Annotated in this window: 18 protein-coding genes; 17 read left to right on the top strand and 1 reads right to left on the bottom strand. The window is 64.2% G+C overall.

From position 1 onward, the window contains the following. The first annotated feature begins 7 nt into the window (after positions 1 to 7). Together G6N08_RS13145 and G6N08_RS13150 are read left to right on the top strand one after the other, a co-directional pair. Positions 8 to 592 (top strand): ATP-dependent Clp protease proteolytic subunit, encoded by a 585-nt coding sequence (locus G6N08_RS13145; RefSeq protein WP_163757943.1) that lies wholly within the window; start codon positions 8 to 10, stop codon positions 590 to 592. Beyond that, entirely contained in the window at positions 589 to 1,230 is a 642-nt protein-coding gene (locus tag G6N08_RS13150; protein ID WP_163757945.1) for an ATP-dependent Clp protease proteolytic subunit, read from the top strand. The genes G6N08_RS13145 and G6N08_RS13150 overlap by 4 nt, the downstream gene beginning before the upstream one ends. Here G6N08_RS13150 and mmuM read toward each other — a convergent pair. Next, positions 1,227 to 2,102, bottom strand: coding sequence for a homocysteine S-methyltransferase (gene mmuM, locus G6N08_RS13155; RefSeq protein WP_163760574.1), 876 nt, complete (start codon positions 2,100 to 2,102; stop codon positions 1,227 to 1,229). The two genes, G6N08_RS13150 and mmuM, sit on opposite strands and share 4 nt — an antisense overlap. Positions 2,103 to 2,397: 295 nt before the next feature. On the opposite strand from mmuM, the gene clpX reads away from it, so the two are divergent. The 15 genes from clpX (at position 2,398) to obgE (ending at position 22,208) form a co-directional block, all read left to right on the top strand. Then, entirely contained in the window at positions 2,398 to 3,675 is a 1,278-nt protein-coding gene (clpX, locus tag G6N08_RS13160; protein ID WP_163757947.1) for an ATP-dependent Clp protease ATP-binding subunit ClpX, read from the top strand. 471 nt (positions 3,676 to 4,146) lie between these two features. After that, positions 4,147 to 6,099, top strand: coding sequence for a 2-oxoacid:acceptor oxidoreductase subunit alpha (locus G6N08_RS13165; RefSeq protein WP_163757949.1), 1,953 nt, complete (start codon positions 4,147 to 4,149; stop codon positions 6,097 to 6,099). Then, on the top strand, positions 6,096 to 7,187 hold the full coding sequence (locus G6N08_RS13170) for a 2-oxoacid:ferredoxin oxidoreductase subunit beta (protein WP_163757951.1): 1,092 nt from the start codon (positions 6,096 to 6,098) through the stop codon (positions 7,185 to 7,187). The genes G6N08_RS13165 and G6N08_RS13170 overlap by 4 nt, the downstream gene beginning before the upstream one ends. 1 nt (position 7,188) lies before the next feature. Next, on the top strand, positions 7,189 to 7,809 hold the full coding sequence (gene mobA / locus G6N08_RS13175; protein WP_281352750.1) for a molybdenum cofactor guanylyltransferase: 621 nt from the start codon (positions 7,189 to 7,191) through the stop codon (positions 7,807 to 7,809). A gap of 1,111 nt (positions 7,810 to 8,920) precedes the next feature. Further along, positions 8,921 to 9,463: a transglycosylase family protein gene (locus G6N08_RS13180; protein ID WP_218033378.1), complete on the top strand. Its 543-nt coding sequence runs from the start codon at positions 8,921 to 8,923 to the stop codon at positions 9,461 to 9,463. A gap of 96 nt (positions 9,464 to 9,559) precedes the next feature. Then, positions 9,560 to 10,813, top strand: a complete 1,254-nt coding sequence (locus tag G6N08_RS13185) for a saccharopine dehydrogenase family protein (RefSeq protein ID WP_163757957.1) — start codon at positions 9,560 to 9,562, stop codon at positions 10,811 to 10,813. 145 nt (positions 10,814 to 10,958) lie between these two features. Beyond that, positions 10,959 to 11,540, top strand: coding sequence for a DUF937 domain-containing protein (locus tag G6N08_RS13190; RefSeq protein WP_163757958.1), 582 nt, complete (start codon positions 10,959 to 10,961; stop codon positions 11,538 to 11,540). A gap of 132 nt (positions 11,541 to 11,672) precedes the next feature. Continuing rightward, positions 11,673 to 14,378, top strand: a complete 2,706-nt coding sequence (locus G6N08_RS13195) for a valine--tRNA ligase (RefSeq protein ID WP_163757960.1) — start codon at positions 11,673 to 11,675, stop codon at positions 14,376 to 14,378. Then, positions 14,375 to 15,796: a bifunctional tetrahydrofolate synthase/dihydrofolate synthase gene (folC, locus tag G6N08_RS13200; protein ID WP_163757962.1), complete on the top strand. Its 1,422-nt coding sequence runs from the start codon at positions 14,375 to 14,377 to the stop codon at positions 15,794 to 15,796. The genes G6N08_RS13195 and folC overlap by 4 nt, the downstream gene beginning before the upstream one ends. Then, positions 15,793 to 16,182 (top strand): DUF4233 domain-containing protein, encoded by a 390-nt coding sequence (locus G6N08_RS13205; RefSeq protein WP_163757965.1) that lies wholly within the window; start codon positions 15,793 to 15,795, stop codon positions 16,180 to 16,182. The genes folC and G6N08_RS13205 overlap by 4 nt, the downstream gene beginning before the upstream one ends. 44 nt (positions 16,183 to 16,226) lie before the next feature. Continuing rightward, positions 16,227 to 16,637, top strand: coding sequence for a nucleoside-diphosphate kinase (gene ndk, locus G6N08_RS13210; protein WP_163757966.1), 411 nt, complete (start codon positions 16,227 to 16,229; stop codon positions 16,635 to 16,637). Between the two features lie 478 nt (positions 16,638 to 17,115). Then, positions 17,116 to 19,908 carry a ribonuclease E gene (gene rne, locus G6N08_RS13215; protein WP_163757968.1) on the top strand — a complete coding sequence of 931 codons (2,793 nt, stop codon included), beginning with the start codon at positions 17,116 to 17,118 and terminating at the stop codon, positions 19,906 to 19,908. A 155-nt stretch (positions 19,909 to 20,063) separates the two neighbouring features. After that, positions 20,064 to 20,375, top strand: coding sequence for a 50S ribosomal protein L21 (gene rplU, locus G6N08_RS13220; RefSeq protein ID WP_163757970.1), 312 nt, complete (start codon positions 20,064 to 20,066; stop codon positions 20,373 to 20,375). A gap of 15 nt (positions 20,376 to 20,390) precedes the next feature. After that, positions 20,391 to 20,657 (top strand): 50S ribosomal protein L27, encoded by a 267-nt coding sequence (gene rpmA / locus G6N08_RS13225; RefSeq protein WP_163757973.1) that lies wholly within the window; start codon positions 20,391 to 20,393, stop codon positions 20,655 to 20,657. 102 nt (positions 20,658 to 20,759) lie between these two features. Next, positions 20,760 to 22,208 (top strand): GTPase ObgE, encoded by a 1,449-nt coding sequence (gene obgE, locus G6N08_RS13230; protein ID WP_163757975.1) that lies wholly within the window; start codon positions 20,760 to 20,762, stop codon positions 22,206 to 22,208. The last annotated feature ends 20 nt before the right edge of the window (positions 22,209 to 22,228 follow it).

The raw sequence follows: 22,228 nt of genomic DNA on the forward strand, positions 1-22,228 counted from the left end.
GACAGACATGCGTTCGAACACGCAGGGCCTCAACCTCACCGATTCGGTCTATGAGCGGTTGCTTGCCGAGCGCATCATCTTCCTGGGCTCGGAGGTGAACGATGAGATCGCCAACCGGCTCTGCGCGCAGATTTTGCTGCTGGCCGCGGAAGACCCGACCAAGGACATCTCCCTGTACATCAACTCCCCGGGCGGGTCGATCAGCGCCGGTATGGCGATCTACGACACCATGGTGTTGGCGCCCTGCGATATCGCTACTTATGCGATGGGCCTCGCCGCGTCGATGGGCCAGTTTCTGCTGGCGGCGGGCACCAAAGGTAAGCGTTACTCCCTGCCGCACGCCCGCATCCTGATGCACCAGCCGATGGGCGGGGTGACCGGCAGCGCAGCCGATATCGCGATCCAGGCTGAGCAGTTCGCCGTCATCAAAAAAGAGATGTTCCGGCTCAATGCCGAATTCACCGGTCAGCCGATCGAGCGGATCATGGCCGACTCCGACCGCGACCGCTGGTTCACCGCCCAAGAAGCTTTGGAGTACGGCTTCGTCGACCACATCATCACCAATGCCCCTGTCAATGGAGAAGTGCGATGAACCCACATGTCGCGCCACAGGCACGCTATATTTTGCCGTCGTTCATTGAGCACTCCAGCTGGGGCGTCAAAGAGTCCAACCCCTACAACAAACTGTTCGAGGAACGCATCATCTTCCTGGGCGTCCAGGTCGACGACGCCTCGGCCAACGACATCATGGCCCAGTTGTTGGTGTTGGAGTCGCAGGACCCCGATCGGGACATCACCATGTACATCAACTCACCGGGCGGCTCGTTCACCTCGCTGATGGCGATCTACGACACCATGCAATACGTGCGGGCCGACATCGCCACCTGTGTTCTGGGTCAGGCCGCGTCGGCGGCGGCGGTGCTGCTGGCTGCCGGCACCGCGGGCAAGCGGATGGCGTTACCCAACGCCCGGGTGCTGATTCACCAGCCGTCGCTGGCGGGGGTCATCCAGGGCCAGTTCTCCGACCTGGAGATCGAGGCTGCCGAGATCGCGCGGATGCGTGAGCTGATGGAAAACACGCTGGCGCGCCACACCGGCAAGGATCCCGGCGTGATCCGCAGAGACACCGACCGCAACAAGATCCTCACCGCCGAAGAGGCAAAAGACTACGGGATCATCGACACGGTGCTGGAGTACCGCAAGCTTTCCGCGCAAGCGCGGGCCGTCTAGCGCACCAGGGCTGCAAGTTCGGCGATATCGTCGGGCCGCACCCGGCAGCAGCCGCCGACGATACGTGCGCCGGATGTCACCCACTGGGGCGCCAGCTGTGCCGAAAACCGGGGCCGGCCGACCCAGGCATGGCGGCGTTCGTCCCAGCGCTCGCCGCTGTTCGGGTACGCGACCACCGGCTTGCCGGTGGTCGCGCGAGCCACCTCGATCGCGGGCAGTACGTCATCGGGTGCACAGCAATTGACACCCACCGCGACAATTTCCGGCACGCCGGCGGCCACCGCGAACGCCTCCACCAACGGTTGACCGGCGCGGGTGCGGGTTCCGTCGATGGTGTAGCTGAGCCAGGCGGGCATACCCAGCGACCGCACCACGTTCACTAGCGCTTCGGCCTCGTCGACATCGGGTACCGTTTCCAGGGCGAGCACGTCGGCGCCGGCCTCGGCCAGCACCTCCGCTCGTGGTTGATGCCAGTTGGTCAACTCGGCGACGGAAAGCCCGTAACGCCCTCGGTATTCCGATCCGTCGGCGCGCGCGGCGCCGTACGGCCCGACCGAGGCGGCCACCCATCGGCCGGTCGCGCCCACCTCGTCGCGCGCGGCCGCGGCGAGCTCCACGCTGCGGCGCAACAACCGCACAGCATCATCTCGACCGATCCCTCGGGCGGCAAACCCCTCGAAGGACGCCTGGTAACTGGCGGTCGTGGCGATCAGGGCGCCGGCGCGAAAGAACGCCATATGCACGGCCGCGATCTCATCCGGGGCGTCCACCAGCAGCCGCGCCGACCACAACGGGTCGCATAGATCGTTGCCGCGCGCTTCCAGCTCGGTGGCCAGGCCGCCATCACCGATCAAAATCGCGTCGTCGGGCACAGCGAACGCCACAGGGTCACTGTACGGTGACCTGCTCACCCCCGCGGCGTGGCCCACATCGGCTGCGGCTGAGCTGCGCTCTCACATAACGGGCGCGACACGCCAGGGACACAGTTGGAGCGACTCAACGAGCGGTGGGCCGCCTTGGGCGATATGTTCAGACGCACAAATAGTGAATACCAACGACGCGATTCGCCGGTATCGGTCGCATAGCGCTGGAGCAAGCGGGTAGCGTCGGGAACGACACGGCGGCACACCACCACGAACGGCGAACAGGAAGTAGGCCCTGAGCATCATGGCGCGCATCGGAGACGGCGGTGACCTGCTGAAGTGCTCCTTCTGCGGGAAGAGTCAAAAACAGGTCAAGAAGCTCATCGCGGGCCCTGGCGTGTACATCTGCGATGAGTGCATCGACCTATGCAACGAGATCATCGAAGAGGAGCTCGCCGACGCCGACGACGTCAAACTCGACGAACTGCCCAAGCCTGCCGAGATCCGGGAATTCCTGGAGGGCTACGTGATCGGGCAGGAAAATGCCAAGCGAACACTGGCTGTGGCGGTCTACAACCATTACAAGCGCATCCAGTGCGGAGACAAGGGCTCGCGCTCAGGCGAACCGGTTGAGCTGACCAAGTCCAACATATTGATGCTCGGGCCCACCGGCTGCGGCAAGACGTATCTGGCCCAGACGCTGGCAAAAATGCTCAACGTGCCCTTCGCTATCGCCGACGCCACCGCGCTCACCGAGGCCGGCTACGTCGGCGAGGATGTCGAAAACATCCTGCTCAAACTGATCCAAGCCGCCGATTACGATGTCAAGCGCGCCGAAACCGGCATCATCTACATCGACGAGGTCGACAAGATCGCCCGCAAAAGCGAAAACCCGTCAATCACCCGCGACGTGTCCGGTGAAGGCGTGCAGCAGGCGCTGCTGAAAATCCTGGAAGGCACCCAGGCGTCGGTGCCTCCCCAGGGCGGGCGCAAGCATCCGCATCAAGAGTTCATTCAAATCGACACCACTAACGTGCTTTTCATCGTTGCAGGTGCATTCGCCGGCTTAGAGAAGATCATCTACGACCGGATCGGCAAGCGCGGGCTGGGCTTCGGCGCCGAGGTCCGCTCCAAAGCCGAGATCGACACTACAGACCACTTTGCCGAGGTAATGCCCGAAGACCTGATCAAGTACGGGCTGATCCCGGAGTTCATTGGTCGGCTGCCGGTGATTGCGTCGGTGACGAATCTCGACATGGATGCGCTGGTGCGAATCCTCTCTGAGCCGAAGAACGCCCTGGTGAAGCAATACACCCGGCTTTTCGAGATGGACGGTGTGGAGCTCGAGTTCACCCAGGATGCGCTGGAGGCGATCGCTGAGCAAGCGATCCACCGCGGTACCGGCGCCCGCGGCCTGCGCGCGATCATGGAAGAAGTCTTGCTTCCCGTGATGTATGACATCCCCAGCCGCGACGACGTCGCCAAGGTGGTGGTGACCAAAGAAACCGTGCAGGACAACGTGCTGCCGACGATTGTGCCGCGCAAGCCGGCGCGCGCCGAGCGCCGCGACAAAAGCGCCTAGCTGTTCCCCCTCGTTACGGGTAGCGGCAATGGGGAGCAACTCTGGCGGCACGCTTGCCGGGCGTATTTCGCACCGGCTCCCCGATCCGCACAGTGTCTGATTGTGTGGCTGCGGCTCTGGCGGTGGGCCCGCTCGTCAACTGGTGCGACCTGGGACAACCCTCGCGTCACCCGGGCGGGCCGCGTCGTGCCGCGGATGTGGCGTCATCCCGGCCGCGGATTTTCTTAAACTTGCCCTGTCCTAAAACGTGACGAATGCCACACTTTGGGCGGTTTCGGACTCGGCACGTTCGTGACCTTGACGTTTAATGCTGGGCAAAGCCGGTTGCCCTGTGTGGCAGCGTCAGGCTTTCTCTAAGAAGAGTGCAATAATCGGTACTGCTGGTGACATGAACAGGCGGGCGGAGGCTACCCCGACGGCGCATCGGTAGTGGCCACATCTGTGCGGAGAGCAGCGATGGAAGGCGGAGACGTGGATCCGAACGGAAACGGGGCCGGGTCAGAATCTCATATCGCCAATAGAGCGGCGCTGCAGCAGCTGGAGAATGTCGTCATCCGCTTTGCCGGGGACTCCGGTGACGGGATGCAGCTCACCGGTGACCGGTTTACTTCGGAGGCAGCGCTATTCGGTAACGACCTGGCTACTCAACCGAGCTTTCCGGCGGAGATTCGGGCCCCGGCGGGCACCCTGCCTGGAGTGTCATCTTTCCAGATCCAGATCGCCGACTATGACATCTTGACCGCCGGTGACCGGCCCGACGTGCTTGTGGCGATGAACCCGGCAGCGCTCAAGGCCAACATCGCTGATCTGCCGCGCGGTGGGATGCTGATCGTCAACTCCGATGAGTTCACCAAGCGCAATCTGGCCAAAGTCGGCTACGAGGCCAACCCTTTGGAGACGGGCGAGCTGTCTGAGTACGTGGTCCACGCCGTGCCGATGACGACGTTGACGCTGAGCGCGGTGGAAGCGATCGGCGCATCGAAAAAAGACGGCCAGCGGGCCAAAAACATGTTTGCGCTGGGACTGCTGTCATGGATGTACGGTCGGCCCGTCGAGACCAGCGAAGCCTTTCTCAGGGAGAAATTCGCACGCAAGCCCGATGTCGCGGAAGCTAATGTGCTCGCTCTCAAGGCAGGCTGGAACTACGGGGAGACCACCGAGGCATTCGCCACCACGTACAGCGTCTCACCGGCGAAGCTTCCGCCCGGCGAGTACCGGCAGATCTCGGGTAACACCGCGTTGGCTTACGGCATCGTTGTCGCTGGACAGCTGGCCAGGATTCCGGTCGTGCTCGGCAGTTACCCAATTACGCCGGCATCCGACATTCTGCATGAGCTGTCTAAGCACAAGCAGTTCAATGTGATCACCTTCCAGGCCGAAGACGAGATCGCCGGTATCTGCTCTGCTTTGGGCGCCGCATACGGTGGCGCACTAGGGGTTACCAGTACTTCGGGTCCGGGTTTGTCGCTAAAGTCTGAAGCGATCGGCCTCGCGGTGATGGCTGAATTGCCATTACTGGTCATTGATGTCCAGCGTGCGGGTCCGTCGACCGGCATGCCCACCAAGACCGAGCAGGCCGACCTGCTGCAGGCGATGTTCGGCCGCAACGGCGAGTCACCGGTCGCGGTGCTAGCCCCCCGCTCCCCGGGCGATTGCTTCGACACCGCACTGGAGGCGGCGCGGATCGCGGTGTCGTATCGCACCCCGGTGCTGCTGCTGTCGGATGGTGCCATCGCCAACGGCTCTGAGCCGTGGCGAATCCCGGACATCGCTGCTTTGTCACCCATCGAGCACAACTTCGCTAAGGCCGGCGAACCCTTCCAGCCCTACGCTCGCGACCCGGACACCCTGGCTCGCCAATTTGCCGTGCCGGGCACCCCGGGCCTGGAGCACCGTATCGGCGGGCTGGAGGCGGCCAACGGTTCCGGCGACATCTCCTACGAACCGGCCAACCACGATCTGATGGTCCGATTGCGCCGGGCCAAGATCGACGGGATTCGGGTCCCCGACCTAGAGGTTGACGACCCGACTGGTGACGCCGAGCTACTGCTGATTGGATGGGGCAGCACCTACGGTCCGATCGGGGAGGCGTGTCGCCGTGCCCGCCGCAAAGGCATCAAGGTCGCGCACGCCCACCTGCGCTATCTCAATCCGTTCCCAGCCAATCTGGGAGAGGTGCTGCGCCGCTACCCCCAGGTGGTGGCACCGGAGATGAACCTGGGTCAGCTGGCGCTGCTGCTGCGTGGAAAGTATTTGGTTGACGTGCAATCGGTGACCAAGGTTCAAGGCGTCTCGTTCTTGGCCGATGAGGTGGGACGCGTGATTCGCGCGGCGCTGGGCGGGACACTGGCGGAAATCGAGCAAGATAAGACGATGGTCGCCAGATTGGCGGCGGCCACGGTCGGAGCGGGAGCTGACGCATGACAGATCTGATCGGCAACCTGGCGGGCGTGGACCGCGACATAGCCTCGGCCTCGTCTAAGAACTCCTGCGTGCCGACGACAGACCATCCGCAGAAAGCCAAGGACTACACCAGTGACCAGGAAGTCCGGTGGTGCCCCGGATGCGGTGACTACGTCATCCTCAACACCATCCGCAATTTCCTGCCGGAACTCGGGTTACGCCGCGAGAACATTGTTTTCGTAAGCGGCATCGGCTGCTCCAGCCGCTTCCCGTACTACCTGGAGACCTACGGTCTGCATTCCATCCACGGTCGTGCACCGGCCATCGCGACCGGGCTGGCGTTGGCCCGCCCCGATCTGTCGGTGTGGGTGGTCACCGGCGACGGTGATGGCTTGTCGATCGGCGGCAATCATCTGATCCACGCGCTGCGCCGCAACGTTAACATCACCATCCTGCTGTTCAACAACCGGATCTACGGCCTGACAAAGGGGCAGTATTCGCCGACGTCTGAGATCGGCAAGGTGACCAAATCGACGCCGATGGGTTCGCTGGATCACCCGTTCAACCCAGCCTCGCTGGCATTGGGCGCCGAGGCGACTTTCGTTGCTCGCGCGCTCGACTCCGACCGCCAAGGACTATCCGAGGTGCTGCGCGCTGCCGCACAGCATCGTGGGTCCGCCCTGGTCGAAATCCTGCAAGACTGCCCGATTTTCAATGACGGATCGTTCGATGCGCTGCGCAAGGAAGGAGCGGAAGAGCGGGTCATCAACCTCCGCCACGGCGAGCCGATCGTCTTCGGCGCGAACGGCGAATACTGTGTGGTGCGTTCTGGGTTCGGACTTGAAGTAGCTAAAACCGCCGACGTAGCCGCTCAAGAGATCGTGGTGCACGACGCGCACGTGGAGGACACCGCCTACGCGTTCGCCCTGTCGCGACTGTCCGATCAAAATCTCGAGCACACGGTGCTGGGCGTTTTACGCCAAATTAGTCGTGTGACCTATGACGACGCAGCGCGTTCCCAGGTCAGCGCTGCTCAGGAAGTGGCACCCAACGATACTGCCGCGCTGCAATCGTTACTGCGCGGACGCGACACCTGGACTGTCAACTGACGTGCATTCACCTGCGGCCGAGCCAGCTTCGCTGGCTGGGGTGGTGCTGGCAGGCGGTGCATCGCGACGCATGGGCCGGGATAAAGCTACCTTGCCGCTTCCTGAGGGCATCACGTGCCGTCGCGGCGCGACAATGGTCGAGCACGTCGTTGGTATTGTCGGGCAACGCTGCCGCCCTGTTGTCGTGATGGCCGCACCGGGGCAACCGTTACCAGCACTGCAGGCGCAGATCGTGCGCGACGAGGTCCGCGGACTAGGACCGCTGGTGGCCTTGGGGCGCGGGTTGCGGGTGGCTGAGGCGGCCGGCGCCGAGTGGGCGTTTGTGTGCGCAGTGGACATGCCTTTTTTAACTCCCGAGTTGATTGACGATCTGGCCAGGAGAGCAGTTTCGCTGGGCGCCGATGTGGTTGTGCCGTGGGATGGTCACGACCACTACCTGGCCGCGGTGTACCGCACCGGTTTGGCCGACACGGTCGACACGGTGCTCGCCGCGGGCGAGCGGGCGATGCACGCACTGGTCAACTCGGTCGATGCCCAGCGGGTCGTGGTAAGCGATTCACGACCGTTAACCAATGTCAACTCACCTACCGAGCTGTGGTCGCTACTCCAGCCGAGCCGCTAATGCTGGACCTCACCGGCGTGAATTTCTATGACCGCGCGCGTCCCAGCTCGCGTATGGCTTCTTAAGAAAATTCATGCAGGGTGACATCCGAAGTAAATCAGTGCTGATCTGTTATAGTTACGTTATTAACTCATTTCTTGCACTTCATTAGATCTGACTTATCACTTAAAGGATTGACCAACCACCACTTTTAGCACTGCCCTATGGCCTTGCAGCCGGGCGGATCTGGGCATCGGACGGTCCGGCGATTCTTGACCGGAGAACGGCGGACTGCCGTGTATCGGCCAGCCGCTCGGTGTCGTCATGGCAAATTCTGTTGAGGAGGTCAGTAGGATTACGTCTTGCGGTGCTGCCGTTGATCCCTTAGACGAATACACCAGGACATAGCGTCTGCTCAACCTTTCAGATTGAAATATATTGGGGGGCAAGAATATTCAAGGTCCGGTGGTAACGTGCTCGGCGCAGCCCTCGTCGCTCGGGGACTCACCGGGAAGTCCATCCATCTCGGTGAAATACGTTGTCAGATCGAGGATTAAGATGACCTGCCGCATCCAGGTGTGGGCAGTTACCCGCGGTCAGTGCTGCACGGCGTTGTTGCGTGCAAGCTCAGCGAACGTCGTCAATCGTCGTGAATTTGCGGCAAGCCGACACAGCCGGAAAGCGCCCGCGCGACGTCAGTGAAACCAGTGGCACAGATCACAATAGTGGTGTGATTTATCTCACATAAATGCTGTGGTTTTTTGTTGCTGACGCTTGCGAAAAAGTTGTATCTGACCTGGAATGACGATTATCCCGGGCCCGGTGTGATCAGACCGTTATCAGATCGAGATATGACATCTGCCGGTGTGACTAATGCAATCCAGTCTCGTACGGTGCCTTTCGGCCGAAATGGCCAAACCCAAAATCGAATCCACTGACCCGCGTGTGAGCGGGGCTGCGGACGGTCACCAGCCGCTCGGCAGCCCACGGGTGGGCCCCGTTGGGCAGACCATGCCCCGCTGTCGTGCCGGAAGCGCCGGTACGTCTCGAAGCGCCCATGCCGCCTGAACCGGAGCCGCGAGCTCCGATGAGTGGGAGGTGCTTCGGCGCGCGCAGTGCGAAAGGAGCGATGTTGAATAACGTCCGCAAGGCGCTGATCACAGCCGGGATCGCAGGGGCACTCGCCGCCGCGCCGACTGCGCCGTTCATCGCGACCGCGTATGCAGAGGGCGAGGCGTGGGACGCGAATGCGGCGCTTGGGACTGCCCCGGAGGCGGCAGGTCCTGAGGCGCCGGAGGCCCCTGCCCCGGAGGCTCCCGCCGTGGAGGAGCCCGGTCCGGCTCCGGAGGCCCCCGCCCCGGAGGCTCCCGCCGTGGAGGAGCCCGGTCCGGCTCCGGAAGCTCCCGCCCCGCCTCCTGAGACGCCTCCTGCTCCGCGGAAGGTCTACAGCGTCAACTGGGACGCCATCGCGCAGTGTGAATCCGGCGGCAACTGGTCGATCAACACCGGCAACGGCTACTCCGGGGGCCTACAGTTCACCCCGGGCACTTGGTCGGCCAACGGTGGCACAGGCTCTCCTGCGAACGCGAGTCGTGAGGAGCAGATCCGCGTGGCCGAAAATGTCCTGCGCACCCAGGGCATCGGCGCATGGCCGGTTTGTGGCTCGCGCGGCTGAGCCCAGCGCGCGGGGCGGTACCGGGCCAACGGCCCGGTACCGCCACCGGCGATGGGCCACAGAGCTGCCTGAGGCACGCGGGGTAGCGTCACACCGGTGACGACGACGCGTGATTTCGACATCGTCTTGTACGGAGCGACGGGCTTCGTGGGCAAGCTGACAGCCCAATATCTCGCCCGCGCTGGCGCCGGTGCGCGAGTTGCGCTGGCCGGACGGTCAATCGAGCGCCTGCTGGCGATTCGCGAAACCCTCGGCGAATCGGCCCAGTCATGGCCGCTCGTGCACGCCGACGCCCGGTCGCTCTCGACATTGGATGAGATGGCTGCCCGCACCCAAGTGGTTGTCACCACGGTCGGGCCCTACACCCGCTACGGACTGCCACTGGTGGCCGCGTGTGCCGCGGCCGGCACCGACTACGCCGACCTTACCGGTGAGGCGATGTTCGTGCGGAACAGCATCGATCTGTATCACAAGCAGGCCGTGGACACTGGTGCGCGGATCGTGCATTCTTGTGGATTCGATTCTGTCCCTTCAGATCTGACCGTTTACGCGCTGTACCGCAAGGCGCTTGAGGACAATACCGGCGAGCTTGTCGACACCAATTTCGTATTGCGAGGCTTCTCCGGCGGATTATCGGGGGGCACGATCGCATCGATGGTCGAAGTGTTGCACACCGCTTCGACCAACCCCGATGCGCGGCGTCAGCTGGCTGACCCCTACACGCTGAGCACCGATCGAGACGCTGAACCCGAACTCGGCCCCCAACCGGATCTGGTGTGGCGCCGTGGTCGTGACATTGCGCCGGAACTCGCCGGCACGTGGACGGCGGGATTCGTCATGGCGCCTTACAACACACGAATCGTACGGCGCAGCAACGCATTACTAGACTGGGCTTATGGGCGCCGGTTTCGTTACAGCGAGAGCATGAGCCTGGGCCCGTCGTGGGCCGCTCCCGTGGCGTCAGCCGTCGTCACCGGTGTTGGCGGCGCGCTATTCGCCCTGGGCAGCCGTTACTTTCGGCTGCTGCCGCGTCGGCTAGTGGAGCGTTTGGCACCCAAACCCGGCACCGGTCCGAGTGCGGCAGTTCGGGAGCGCGGCTACTACCGGGCCGAGACTTATACCACCACGACCAGCGGCGTTCGATATGTGACAACCATCGCGCAGCGCGGCGACCCCGGGTATCAAGCGACGTCGGTGTTGCTCGGGGAGTGCGGTCTGGCATTGGCGCTGGACCGCGACAAACTCTCACACCTACGTGGCGTGCTCACATCAGCCGCCGCGATGGGCGAGGTGTTGCTGGCGCGGCTGCCGGTGGCCGGCGTGTCGTTGCACACCGCGCGGCTTAATTAGCTGGGCTTAAATTATTGACGGGCCGATTGACTGGCCGAGCCGAACTGCTGTCAGTGGCACGGTGTTGCACTAGTGTTGTCAACACGTTCCGACATCCGAGCCAGACCGACAATAAAACCGACAATAAATAAAGGTGGACGGACTCATGGCCGGTCTTGACGAGCTTTTCGTCCGGATTCCGACGGCGGATATCGCCAGGAAACTCGACGTCGGCGAGGGCGAGGTGGACAGCGCGGTCCGCACCTTGGTGCCGATGCTGGTCGGCGGGATTCACCAGAAAGTCCAGGATCCCAACCACGCTGCGGAGATCGAGTCGGCGGTCACTGGTCGGGCCGTCCTGCCGGATGGCGCCATCAGCATCGACCACGCCGAGCAGCCCGCACCGCACACGGCGTTCGCCAGAATCTTTGGCGGCAACGACACCGGCCAGGTCGCTGCAGCCCTCTGGGGTGTCGGTGCCGACAACAGCGACCTGTCCCAGAAGTTGCTGCCGATCTTGATGCCGATCGTTCTGGAGTACCTCGGCGAGCAGCTCTCTGAGAAAAGCGCATCGACAGGGCAGAAACCCGCCAAAGGCGCGCTGAATGACGTGCTGGACGATATCCTCGGTGGCGCAAGCGGCGGCCGAAACCGATCGGTGGGCGGCATCGTGGGGGATGCGCTGGGCAGCAGGGTGGGCCGGGCACTCGGAGACATCCTCAGCGGGTTGCTGGGCCGCAGGAGGTGAGTGCATTCGGCGATGATGCTGCCCGGCAGCAGGGGGCCGGGTGCGCCCGGTGTTCGAGTGTGAAAATCCCGGCATTCATGCGTGAATTCGGGCGCTTTCGCAACGACTGAGCGCGGTTTTTAGAATCGAGTGATGACTGTCAGCCCGAGCCGCGCCGTCGATACGCTGCCCAAGTCGTGGGATCCGGGCGCAGTTGAGAGCACGATTTACCAGGGTTGGGTGGACGCCGGTTACTTCACCGCCGACCCCACCAGCACCAAACCCGGCTATTCGATCGTGCTGCCACCACCGAATGTGACCGGTAATCTGCACATGGGCCATGCGCTGGACCACACGTTGATGGATGCACTGACACGGCGCAAGCGGATGCAGGGCTACGAGGTGCTGTGGCTTCCGGGTATGGACCACGCCGGTATCGCCACCCAAAGCGTGGTGGAAAAACAGCTCGCCGCCGAGGGCAAGACCAAAGAGGATTTAGGCCGTGAGCGGTTCATTGAAATCGTCTGGCAATGGAAACGTGACTCGGGTGGCGCCATCGGTGAGCAGATGCGTCGGCTCGGCGCCGGCGTGGACTGGAGCCGCGACCGGTTCACCATGGATGAGGGCCTGTCGAGGGCTGTCAGGACGATCTTTAAGCGGCTCTACGACGCCGGGCTGATCTATCAGGCTGAACGGCTGGTCAACTGGTCGCCGGTGCTGCAGACCGCGATTTCTGACCTTGAGGTGCGCTACGAAGACGTCGAAGGCGAGCTGGTGTCGTTCCGTTACGGGTCGCTCAACGACGACGAGCCGCATATCGTGGTGGCCACCACACGCGTTGAAACGATGCTCGGCGATACGGCGATCGCCGTTCACCCCGAGGACGACCGATACAAGCATCTGGTTGGGACGAGGCTGCCGCATCCGTTCATCGATCGCGAGTTAATCATCGTCGCCGACGACCATGTCGACCCTGAATTCGGGACAGGCGCAGTGAAAGTCACTCCCGCTCACGACCCGAATGACTTCGAGATAGGGTTGCGGCACAACCTGCCGATGCCGAACATCATGGATACCAAGGCCGTCATCGTCAACACGGGAACCGAATTCGACGGCATGGACCGTTTCGAGGCGCGTGTCAAGGTCCGTGAGGCATTGGCCGAACAGGGCCGCATCGTGGAGGAAAAGCGTCCGTACGTGCACAGCGTGGGCCACTCCGAGCGCAGCGGGGAAGTCATCGAACCGCGGTTGTCGATGCAGTGGTGGGTCAAAGTGGATCCCCTGGCCAAGGCGGCTGGGGACGCTGTTCGCAATGGCGACACCACGATTCATCCGAAGAGTCTTGAGCCACGCTGGTTTGGCTGGGTCGACAATATGCATGACTGGTGCATATCGCGCCAGCTGTGGTGGGGTCATCGTATTCCGATCTGGCATGGTCCCAACGGGGAACAGGTATGCGTCGGCCCCGATGAAACCCCTCCTGAAGGGTGGGAGCAAGACCCCGATGTGCTTGATACCTGGTTTTCCTCGGCGTTGTGGCCGTTCTCGACGCTTGGCTGGCCGGAGCGGACGCCTGAGCTGGAAAAGTTTTACCCGACAAGTGTTCTTGTTACCGGCTACGACATCTTGTTCTTCTGGGTCGCACGGATGATGATGTTCGGCACTTTCGTCGGCGGCGACGATACCATCACCCTGGGGGGGCGCCGGGGGCCGCAGGTGCCGTTCACGGACGTGTTCCTGCACGGGCTCATCCGCGACGAGTTCGGCCGCAAGATGAGCAAGTCCGCCGGCAATGGCGTCGATCCGCTGGACTGGGTAGAGAAATTCGGCGCCGACGCGCTGCGGTTCACGCTTGCCCGCGGTGCCAGCCCTGGCGGAGACCTGAGTATCGGTGAGGACCACGTCAGAGCGTCACGCAACTTCAATACCAAGCTGTTCAACGCCACCCGGTTCGCACTGCTCAACGGCGCTCGACTAGCGCCGCTGCCGGATATCGTTACGTTAACGGACGCCGACCGATGGATCCTGGGTCGCCTGGAAGAGGTTCGTGCTGAAGTTGATTCGGCGCTCGATAACTACGAGTTCAGCAGAGCCTGCGAGGCTCTCTACCACTTCACGTGGGACGAATTCTGTGACTGGTACGTGGAACTGGCCAAAGTACAGCTTGGCGCCGGCCAGACGCACACCACCACCGTACTGGCCGCAGTCCTGGACACGCTGTTGCGGCTGCTGCATCCGGTGATCCCATTCATCACCGAAGCGTTGTGGAAAGTGCTCGTGCAGCCGTCGGCTGGATCGGGCGGGGACCAAGCCGGACAGCCAGCTCAACCAGAGTCACTCGTGATCGCAGATTGGCCGGGGCCGTCAGGGATTTCTGTGGATCCTGTCGCGGCACAACGGATCACAGACTTGCAGAAACTGGTGACCGAGGTCAGGAGGTTCCGAAGCGATCAGGGAATCAACGACCGCCAGAAAGTGCCCGCCCGACTGTCCGGTATCGACGACGCCGGTCTGAGTGAACTGGCCGGCGCCGTCACCTCGCTTGCGTGGCTCACACCGCCAGGACCGAAGTTCAGTCCGTCGGTGTCACTGGAAGTTCGACTGGGCTCTGATCTTAAGAACGCCGTCGTCGTCGAACTGGACACGTCGGGCACGATCGATGTCGCCGCCGAACGCCGTCGCCTGGAGAAGGACCTTGCGAACGTCCAAAAGGAATTAGCTTCTACTGCAGCAAAGTTGGCGAATGCAGACTTCCTCGCCAAGGCACCGGCGTCCGTCGTCGACAAAATCCGCGACCGCCATCGCCTCGCCCAACAAGAAACCGACCGGATAACAACCAGGTTGGCTGGATTGCAATGACCTCTGAGCCGGAGCCGACCCCGGCCACTCCCACAGCCGATGAGATCGCGTCGCTGCTGCAGGTTGAGTACTTGCTGGATAAGCGATGGCCGGAAACCCGCATCGACCCGAGTCTTAGCCGCATCAGCGCCTTGATGGACCTGCTGGGGTCACCGCAACGCAGCTATCCCTCGATTCATATCGCGGGCACTAACGGCAAGACCTCGGTGGCGCGGATGGTGGATGCGCTGCTGACCGCGCTGCACCGGCGTACCGGCCGCACTACCAGCCCGCACCTGCAGTCGGCGGTCGAACGCATCGCGATCGACGGCAGGCCGATCAGCCCCGGGCGCTATGTCGAGGTCTATCGGGAGATTGAGCCCTACGTGCAGATGGTCGACGAGCAATCCCGGTCCGCCGGTGGGCCCGTGATGAGCAAGTTCGAGGTCCTCACCGCGATGGCATTTGCCGCATTCGCGGATGCGCCGGTCGACGTCGCCGTCGTGGAGGTGGGTCTCGGGGGGCGATGGGACGCTACCAACGTGATCAACGCGCCGGTGGCGGTCATCACCCCGATTAGCGTCGACCACGTCGAATACCTGGGCGACGACATCGCGGCCATCGCCGCAGAGAAAGCCGGCATCATTACCCAGGCCGACAGCGCTTCGGTGAACACCGTAGCGGTGATCTCGCGTCAGCCGCCGCAGGCGCTGGAGGTGCTGGTGGAGCAATCCCGGCGCGCCGACGCCGCGGTTGCCCGCGAGGATGTGGACTTTGCCATCCTGAACCGGCATGTCGCCGTCGGCGGTCAGCTGCTGACGCTGCGGGGTCTGGGTGGGGTTTACCCCGACATCTATCTACCGCTGCACGGTGAACACCAGGCGCATAACGCAGCCGTGGCGCTGGCGGCGGTGGAGGCCTTCTTCGGCGCGGGCGCGGAGCGTCAGCTCGACCCCGCTGCCGTGTGCGCCGGGTTCGCCGCGGTCACCAGCCCGGGCCGGCTGGAGCGTATGCGCAGTTCGCCGACGGTGTTTATCGACGCTGCGCACAACCCGGCCGGTGCGGGCGCGCTGGCGCAAGCGTTGTCTGACGAGTTCGAGTTCCGCCTCCTGGTCGGAGTGATCAGTGTGCTGGCCGATAAGGATGTGGGCGGCATCCTCGCCGCCCTCGAGCCGGTGTTCGACAGGGTCGTGGTCACGCACAACGGATCGCCGCGGGCGTTAGACGTCAGCACCCTGGCGTTGGCGGCCGAGGAACGGTTCGGGCCTGACCGCGTGCTCACCGCCGGCAACCTGCGCGAGGCGATCGATGTCGCGACGGGGTTGCTCGAGGAGGCTGCCGCCGGAGGGGAGACATTTTCCGGGATGGGGATCGTGATCACGGGCTCGATGGTCACCGCAGGAGCCGCGCGCAGCTTGTTCGGTCGTGATCCGGAATGACCCCGCCGCCCGGGCCGCCGGCCGACCCCTGGCGCAGTTTCCGCGCGGTGATGGCAGCCACCCTGGTCCTGGAAGCGATTGTGGTCCTGCTGGCAATACCGGTGGTCAGCGCGGTCGGCGGCGGACTGACCCCGGCTGCTTTGGGGTATCTGCTCGGGTTCGCGGTGCTATTGATCGTGCTGGCCGTGCTGCAGCGCAGAAGCTGGGCAATTTGGGTGAACCTCGGGGCGCAGGTGCCATTACTCGCTGGGTTGGCGATCTATCCGGGTGTGGCTTTCGTCGGGGTGCTCTTCACCGTGGTTTGGGTTCTGATCGCCTATTTCCGTGCGGAAGTCCGGCGACGCCAGCGGCGCGGACTGCTGCCCGGGCAGCGGCCCCCGGACTGATCAGCGCCGGGCCGGGAGCGGCCGGTTCGGTTACGCTGTGCGCCGTGACCGAGCGGACCTTGCTGTTGATCAAGCCGGACGCCGTCCAGCGGCGACTGGTTGGTGAGATCGTCGGCCGTATCGAGCGAAAAGGTCTGATCATCACGGCGCTGGAACTGCGGCACATCGACGAGCAGCTGGCCCGCCAGCATTATGCCGAGCACGAAGGCAAGGTCTTTTTCGACTCGTTACTGAAGTTCATCACGTCCGGACCGGTGATCGCGGCAATCGTGGAAGGCCCTCGCGCTGTGGCGGCCGTTCGCCAGCTCGCCGGCGCGACCGATCCGGTGGAGCAAGCTGCCCCCGGCACGATCCGAGGCGATTTAGGCTTGGAAACCCAGTTCAACCTGGTGCACGGCTCGGATTCGACCGATTCGGCGCAACGTGAGATCGCGCTCTGGTTCCCCGGTCGTTAGCCGAGTGGCCGAGGTTCGACGCGGCGTTTCGGACGTCAGAGGTGCTCCGAGCGCGTTGGTGCGGGCTCCCGGGGTGATGACCAGCGTCGACAGCCGCGCCTGGCGCACCTGACAATCCGGTAACCCCGGTGCCGGTGTGGGCCGGGAACGGCCGGGGTGAAGCCCCAGCCGCGCGCAGCGGCAGCGAAGAGCCGGGCATTAGGCACAGGCCGGCCGGGCACATATGGGATAATGGCGGAGGGTGAACGTCGCCGGACTGGTGTCCGACACCCGAATGAAGACTCAGACAAGCGCGACGGTCGCGATTTGCGATGCGGCGCGGACTGTCCGGCCATCATTCAACGGGCGCCGGGGGCGGCTTTTACCCGAGCTACTCGGAGCGAGACGATCACAAGCCCGGGCGCAACAACCCGGACACATAGCGAAGCCCTCGCGTGGCCGCGTCGACATGACGCGCCCGAGGGCTTGAGGAGATTACGTGGTAGACGGTGTTCAATCTTCAGACCTATCCAAAGAGCCTACTCAGCAGGAGGACCTGCCGGATCGCCTGAGGGTCCATTCGCTGGCACGGGAGCTGGGAACCACCAGCCAGCGGGTGCTCGACGCGCTGACCAAGCTCGGCGGGCGGATGCGAAGCGCGCATTCCAGCCTGGATCGCGCCGAAGCGGCCCGGGTGCGCGATTTGCTCGTCAGCACTGGCGATGTGGCCGAACGCGCAGATCTTCCCGGTGATGCCAGGCCTGACGAGGTCAGCGAGACCGGTGCACCCGAATCGCGGCCGGTGCCGGAGAACACGGGTCCGCGGCCCGAGTACATGCCTTTGTTCGTCGCACCGAAACCGATCGAGGCCGACGAGCCCGATGACTTCGACGACAGTGACGACATCGAAATCGGCGAAGAAGAACAGGCGCAGCGGCCGGCTAGCCGCCGGCGGCGGCGCGGCCGTCGCGGGCGTGGTCGTGGGCGCGGCGAGCAAGGCGGATCCGATGAGCGGAGCCGGGACGGCGACGAGGACATCGGCGAGGAAGACGCCTACCCGCGGGATGCCGAGGCGAGTGGATCTGAGGACGCCGACAGTGGTGAGTCCGATGAGATCGATGAGGATGACAACGGTGCGCCGGAGGTGAGCACTCGGCGCCGCCGTCGGCGTCGCCGCCGTAAATCCGGTTCCGGTGACGACAACGACGCTGGCCCATCCGGTCCGCTGCCCGACGATCCACCCAACACAGTGGTGCACGAGCGGGTACCGCGCACAGCCGACAAGCCGGACGTGCAGGATAACGGCGCAGACGGCGTCGAGATCCAGGGCATCGACGGCTCGACCCGGCTGGAGGCCAAACGACAGCGCCGTCGCGACGGCCGCGACGCCAGCCGGCGGCGGCCTCCGGTGTTGAGCGAAGCCGAATTCCTGGCCCGCAGGGAGGCTGTGGAACGGGTGATGGTGGTGCGCGACAAAGTCCGCACCGAGCCGCCGCACCAGGGAGAGCGGTACACCCAGATCGCGGTGCTGGAAGACGGTATCGTCGTCGAGCATTTTGTGACGTCGGCAGCCTCTGCTTCCCTGGTGGGCAACATCTATTTGGGAATCGTGCAGAATGTGCTGCCTTCGATGGAGGCGGCATTCGTCGACATCGGTCGTGGCCGCAACGGCGTCCTCTACGCCGGTGAAGTGAATTGGGAAGCCGCCGGATTGGGTGGCGACAACCGCAAGATCGAACAGGCACTCAAACCGGGCGACTACGTGATGGTGCAGGTCAGCAAAGACCCGGTCGGGCACAAGGGTGCCCGGCTTACCACTCAAGTGTCGTTGGCTGGCCGTTACCTGGTGTATGTGCCGGGCGCGTCGTCGACCGGGATCAGCCGCAAACTCCCCGACACCGAACGTCAGCGGCTCAAGGAGATTCTGCGAGAGGTGGTGCCGGACGATGCCGGAGTGATCATCCGCACCGCGTCCGAGGGTGTCAAAGAAGAGGACATTCGCGCCGACATCACACGGCTGCAGGAGCGCTGGAACCAGATCCAGGCCCAGGCCGCCGAGGCCAAAGAGAAAGCCGCGGGCGCTGCGGTGGCGCTCTACGAAGAGCCTGACGTGCTGGTCAGGGTCATTCGCGACCTGTTCAACGAGGACTTCGCCGAGCTCATCGTCTCCGGTGACGAGGCCTGGCGCACCATCAACGAGTATGTGAATTCGGTTGCCCCCGATCTGGTTTCGAAACTCACCAAATACCAACCTGCCACGGAGGGCGGGCCGGACGTTTTCGCGGTTCATCGCATCGACGAGCAGCTCGCCAAGGCGATGGAACGCAAGGTGTGGTTGCCCTCGGGCGGCACGCTGGTCATCGACCGGACTGAGGCGATGACAGTGATCGACGTCAACACCGGTAAGTTCACCGGCTCGGGCGGCAACCTGGAGCAAACGGTCACTAAGAACAACCTTGAGGCCGCCGAAGAAATCGTGCGGCAGCTGCGGTTGCGCGATATCGGCGGCATTGTGGTCATCGACTTCATCGACATGGTGCTGGAATCCAACCGCGACTTGGTGCTGCGCCGGTTAACCGAGGCGCTGGCCCGTGACCGCACCCGCCACCAGGTTTCCGAGGTCACGTCGCTGGGTCTGGTCCAGCTGACCCGCAAGCGGCTGGGAACCGGGCTGATCGAGGCGTTCTCCACACCCTGCCCGCACTGCGGCGGGCGCGGGATCGTGTTGCACGCCGACCCGGTCGACTCAGCGCAGGTGGCTGGGCGCAAGGGCGACTCCGGCCGGCGCAGCCGGCGGTCGAAGCGGGCCCGCCCGGACGAGCCGGTGGTGGCGAAGGTGCCCGCGCACACTCCGGGTGAACATCCGCTCTTTAAAGCGATGGCCGCAGCCAATGGCCGCCGCGACGGCGAACCCGACCAGGCCGAGGAGGAGCTCGGCGAAGAGATCGTGGCGTCCGCGGGCGGCCAGGCTGTGGACGTGCGGACTGAGCGGGAGGTTGTGCGGGAGGTCGCCGAAGAAGACCTGGACGACACCGACGACGAGGATTTCGAGGACAGCGATGAGGACGATGAGGTCGAGCTTGACGACGAGGACCTCGATGACGACCTCGAATTGGACGACGACCTTGACGTCGACGACGATGCCGATGAGGACCCGGCTGACGAGGACATCGCCGACGCCGGGGAGGAGGAGACGGTGACAGCCCAAAACCCTGTCCCGGTCGTTGTGCCCGGGCCGCGCCGACGCCGCGCCGCGGCCCGGCCCGCAGGCCCACCGAGCCACCGCGACTGAGGAGGGGGCGGGCCTGAGCCGGTTTGACCGCTTAGCTGCTGGTCACGTACCCTAGAGCAGTTGCCGCTCGGCCGGTACATCCCCAGATCCACCCTCGCCCCGTCCGGTAGCACGCGCGCGAAACGACGACCACGAAGGAAAAGGCAGACCCAGCGATGGCGACCTACGCAATCGTCAAAACCGGCGGTAAACAGTACAAGGTGGCGGCGGGAGATGTGCTCAAGGTCGAGAAACTCGACGTAGAGCCGGGCGCGACGGTGTCGCTGCCGGCGGCCCTGGTGGTAGACGGCTCCAGCGTCACCACAGATGCCAAGGCGCTAGCCAAAGTCTCGGTGACCGGCGAGGTGCTCGAGCACATCAAGGGCCCCAAGATCCGTATTCATAAGTTCAAGAACAAGACCGGCTACCACAAGCGTCAGGGACACCGCCAGCAGCTGACGGTCCTGAAGGTCACCGGTATCAAGTAGCGGAGGCGACGAGACATGGCACACAAAAAGGGCGCTTCCAGCTCACGCAACGGCCGTGATTCCGCCGCACAGCGCCTCGGCGTCAAGCGTTTCGGTGGCCAGATCGTCAAGGCTGGTGAGATCTTGGTGCGCCAGCGCGGCACCAAATTCCATCCCGGCGTGAACGTCGGCCGCGGCGGCGATGACACTCTGTTCGCCAAGGCCGCCGGGGCTGTGGAGTTCGGTGTCAGGCGTGGCCGCAAAACCGTCAGTGTCGTGCCGGTCGGGCCGGGCGGAGCCTAGCTTTTCCACACGGGCTCGAAGCGACATCGACGTTTTGCCGACGCCCCCGTTTCTTGCGCACAACGTCGATTTCCGTTCACGGGTTGAAGGTGAGAAGACCCGATGCCTCAATTTGTTGATCGCGTGGTCATCCACGTGCGGGCAGGTTCCGGCGGTAACGGCTGCGCCTCGGTCCGTCGCGAGAAATACAAGCCGCTCGGCGGGCCCGACGGTGGTAACGGCGGCCGCGGCGGCAGCGTGGTGTTGGTCGTCGATCCGCAAGTGCACACCCTGCTCGATTTCCACTTTCGCCCGCATGTCGTCGCGCCGTCGGGCAAGCACGGTATGGGCGGCAACCGCGACGGCGCTGCCGCCGCCGACCTGGAGGTCAAGGTGCCCGACGGCACCGTGGTGCTCGACGCAGACGGTCGGGTGCTCGCCGACCTGGTCGGCGCCGGGACCCGGTTCGAGGCCGCCGCCGGTGGCCGCGGCGGGCTCGGTAATGCTGCGCTGGCATCACGCACCCGCAAGGCACCGGGGTTCGCGCTGCGGGGCGAAAAGGGGCAGGCGCGCGAGCTTACGCTGGAGCTCAAGACGGTTGCCGACGTCGGCCTGATCGGATTTCCGTCGGCCGGGAAATCTTCGCTGGTATCTGCGATTTCGGCGGCCAAGCCCAAGATCGCCGACTATCCGTTCACCACCCTGGTGCCCAATCTCGGAGTGGTGTCAGCGGGGGAGGATACTTTCACCGTCGCCGATGTGCCCGGTCTGATCCCCGGCGCATCCCGGGGCCGCGGCCTGGGTCTGGACTTCCTGCGGCACATCGAGAGGTGCGCAGTGCTGGTGCACGTTGTTGACTGTGCCACCGCCGAGCCAGGCCGTGATCCGGTCTCCGACATCGAGGCACTGGAAGCCGAACTCGCAGCGTATACGCCCACCCTGCGCGGGGATGCGGGCCTGGGTGATCTTGCTGAGCGGCGCCGGGCGGTGGTGCTCAACAAGATCGACGTGCCAGAGGCGCGCGAACTCGCCGACTTCGTCCGCGACAGCATCGCTGAACGCGGGTGGCCAGTTTTCGCTGTTTCAACGGTCACTCGAGAAGGATTGCAGCCCTTGGTTTTTGCACTGAGGGACATGGTTACCGCCTACCGTGAAGCCCAGCCGAAGCCGGTGCTGCGCCGACCGGTCATCCGGCCGATACCCGTCGATGACACCGGCTTCACCGTCGAACCTGACCCGCAGCAGCCGGGTGGTTTCGTGGTGCGCGGTGCACGGCCCGAGCGCTGGATCGACCAGACCGACTTCGACAACGACGAGGCTGTCGGCTACCTCGCCGACCGGTTGGCGCGCCTGGGTGTCGAAGATGAGCTGTTGCGGCTGGGTGCGCAGCCCGGTTGCGCGGTGACCATCGCCGATGTGACGTTCGATTGGGAACCGCAGACCCCTGCGGGTGGCGACGTCGTGATGTCGGCTCGGGGCACCGACACACGCCTGGAGCGCACCACGCGGGTGGGTGCCGCCGAGCGCAAGGCTGCCCGCCGGCGACGCCGGGAGCGCGGTGACCGACCATGACCCGCGCCGGCGACGATACG

It is taken from the genome of Mycobacterium botniense, assembly GCF_010723305.1.
Lineage (GTDB): Bacteria > Actinomycetota > Actinomycetes > Mycobacteriales > Mycobacteriaceae > Mycobacterium > Mycobacterium botniense.